The organism is uncultured Fretibacterium sp. (genome assembly GCF_938040765.1).
In the GTDB taxonomy this organism is placed as follows: domain Bacteria; phylum Synergistota; class Synergistia; order Synergistales; family Aminobacteriaceae; genus CAJPSE01.
Genome location: NZ_CALIAA010000224.1, coordinates 1 through 2,943, shown reverse-complemented (window position 1 = coordinate 2,943; position 2,943 = coordinate 1). Strand labels below are relative to the sequence as shown.

3 protein-coding genes are annotated in these 2,943 nt (G+C 64.5%); all 3 read left to right on the top strand.

What is annotated here, in order from left to right; genetic code table 11:
• Positions 1–737, top strand: a 737-nt coding sequence (locus Q0176_RS07735) for a prolipoprotein diacylglyceryl transferase family protein (RefSeq protein WP_299301104.1), incomplete at its 5' end; no start/stop codon positions are given.
• A 28-nt stretch (positions 738–765) separates the two neighbouring features.
• Positions 766–1,470 carry a ComEA family DNA-binding protein gene (locus Q0176_RS07730; protein ID WP_299301101.1) on the top strand — a complete coding sequence of 235 codons (705 nt, stop codon included), beginning with the start codon at positions 766–768 and terminating at the stop codon, positions 1,468–1,470.
• Between the two features lie 23 nt (positions 1,471–1,493).
• The gene (locus Q0176_RS07725) at positions 1,494–2,909 is read left to right on the top strand and encodes a ComEC/Rec2 family competence protein (protein WP_299301098.1); all 1,416 of its coding nucleotides are present in this window, start codon (positions 1,494–1,496) and stop codon (positions 2,907–2,909) included.
• Positions 2,910–2,943 lie beyond the last annotated feature (34 nt).

Here is a 2,943-nt window from a genome sequence, read left to right as displayed (position 1 = left end):
TGGCGATGCTCTGGAGCATTCGGCGTTTACGGCTCTACGGGGTGGACGACGGCGAGGCCCGGCGCGTGATCGGATGGGCGTTCTTCGCCATGCTTCTTGGCGCTCGGGCCTTCGAGTATCTCTGGAACTTCGATGCCTATTATGAAAACCCCTCCCTGCTTCTGGACCTTCGCCGTGGAGGCCTTTCGGAGGTGGGGGCGTTCACGGGGGCTTTTCTGGCCGCTTTTTCCCTCTGTTGGCGTAATGCGAAGCTTCCCTTCCAGAGGCTTTGCGACGTCGTCGCCCCTCCGGCGATCTTTACGATGGCCCTGGGACGATGGGGATGCTTTTTCAACGGATGCTGCGTCGGGATCCCCACGCTGCACCGTTTCGGCGTGCACTTCCCCTACGACCCGGCGTCCGTGATGCGCCATCCCACCCAGATATATTACTCCGTCGCCTCTCTGGCGATCCTCGTGACCCTTTTGGCCGTCGAGCGCTTCACCCTGCGACACAGAAGCCGGGACAAGAGGTTGGGGGGCGCCTCCGTGATCACCCCGCTGGGATTGATCCTCTATTCGGTCATGCGCCTGTCCATCGATGGGCTGAGGGCCGAGGGGCTCCTTGAGGGGTTGGGCTTTTCGCATTGGATACTGCTGGTGGCGCTGCCGTTGGAGATCCTGTGGCTGGCCGTTTCTCTTCGGTCCAACGGGACCGCCGTCTCAACTCCAACGCCTGCAAAGGACAAGATTTCCTAGGGTTCCAAATCGAGGAGGTGGAGGTCGCGTGTGGCGGACTCTCTGGGAGAGACATCGGGGTGCGTTCTGCGTCGCCGTAGGCATGGCCTGTTTCCTCGCGGCAGGGCTTCTGGTTCGGGGTCTGCCCTCCGTCCGAACGCACCTTTCCTCCATTTCATCGCCCCCCAATACCGGGGATGTCAGGGGGTCACAGCCTCAGCATCGCGGCGGAACCCCCATTTCGTCGTTCCAGGAAACCGATCCTTCCGGCCCATCCGTTCAACCCGCATCGGGAGAATGGTTCCTCTACGTCACGGGCAGCGTCCGCCGTCCGGGTGTCTATCGCCTGCCTCCCGGCGCGCGTGCGGTCCACCTCGTCGACGCGGCGGGAGGATTCGACGGTTTTGCGGACCCGGTCGCCGTCAACCTCGCCCAGCCCTTGGCGGATGGGATGCACGTACATGTACCGCGCAAGGGGGAGCGTCAGCCTCAGGAGGCCCTTGTGGTTGCGGCTCCGACGGTCCGCATCGGTCCTCCGGCCAGGTCGAAGGACGGCGGCCTGATCGATGTGAACCGCGCTTCGGAGATGGAGCTGACGGCTTTGCGGGGCATCGGCCCCGCGCTGGCCAGGAGGATCGTCGAGTACCGGGAGAAGAACGGTCCATTCCGAAGCGTCGAGGAGCTTGTCCAGGTCAGGGGTATCGGGGCCGCGAAGCTCGAGGGATTTCGGGATCGGGCGACTGTCGGCCCCTGACTTGAGCCGGAGCGGGAAGACCTATGACGATCCTGGAACGAGCTCCCTTTCTGGCCATCCTGGCCGCCCTGATTGCGGCGATGGGGCTCGAGGAGGAGGCCGGTCCCGTTCTTCTTCCGATTCTCGCCCCCTTCACGGCAGCAGGTGTGCTGCTTTGTTCCTTCCGAAAGGAGGAGCGGGGGCAGTGGCCTTTGTTCGTCCTCGTGCTCCTTCTGACCCTGTTGGCCTCCGTCAGGATTGTCTGCGTGCTGTACCACCCTCTCCCTGCGCCCATGAGTATCCGAACGGAGGGGACCGTGACCTCGGTCCGCCCCTGGGGACGGACCTACGCGGCAGTCCTCGATACCCCGCAGGGGCGTTTTCTTCTTCGCCTTCCCTTCGCCACCGTGACCGAGGGGATGCGCCTCTCGGCGGAGGGGATCTCCCGCCCCTTGCGCCGCGCGGCCGGAACGGGCTTCGACGAGGAACGTTTCTGGAGGGGTTACGGCGTTACGGCATGGCTTGCCGCCTCCAAGCTCGAGCCCACGCCGAAACAACCCTGGAATCTTCACCGTCTTCGCTACGAGGTCTTCCGCCTCCTGACCATCCACACGCCCGCTCTGACCGGGGCCTACCTTCGCGCCGCCTGGACGGGCTATCGGGACGCATCCCTGAACGAGGCGCATCGCGCGTGGGGGACCAGCCATCTTCTCGCCGTATCGGGGTTTCACGTGGGGATCGTCGTGTTTTCCGCCTCATTGCTGCTGCGGCGAAGCCCTTTGCGGATCCCCCTGCTCTCCCTGCTCCTGTGGACCTACATCCTCCTGACCGGGGCCGCGCCAAGCGCCCTGCGCGCCGGCGCGATGATCCAGACCGCCCTGTTGGCGGAGCTCCTCGGACGGCCGCGGAGCTCCGTGAACTCCGTTGCCGCTGCCGCCGTAAGCCTCCTCCTGTTCTCCCCCCATCTCTTCTGGAACGTGGGCTGGCGCCTGTCCGTCCTGGCCGCTCTCCTCATCGCCGCGGTCCTCGAGGAAGGGAGCCTGCGGGGAACGGCCTTCTGGATCGTGCTCAGCCCCTCCATCTGGCTCATCTCCTTCCCCCAGACCTCCTACACCTTCGGGAGCGTCCCCCTGGCGGGGCTGATTTTGAACCTCTTTGCGCCCGCCTTCTTTTCATTCGCGTTTTCCCTGACCTCGGCCGCGGCCCTTCTGCATCTGGCCGGGCTGCCCCTGACGTCATGGCTGCTGGATGCGGCGGAGGGAGCCTTTTCCCTTTGGGCCCTGCTGGCGAATGAGCTTGTCTTCCTCGTCCCCTGGACGATTTCATGGGGGCCCTTCATGTCGTGGTGCGGAGCGGGGCTCCTGTTCTTCTGGCTCTGCCGTGCGATGCGGCTTTCCTGGGCGCAAACCGCTCTCATCGCCTCGGTGGGCTCGGCCGCCGCCTTTCTGATTTTTCTTTGATTTTTCCGTTCGACGGTGCCGACGGGAGAAAATA

Bases quoted from the DNA above. Each gene is read 5' to 3' on its own strand.
- Q0176_RS07725 (WP_299301098.1), top strand. From the start codon at position 1,494: ATGACGATCCTGGAACGAGCTCCCTTTCTGGCCATCCTGGCCGCCCTG.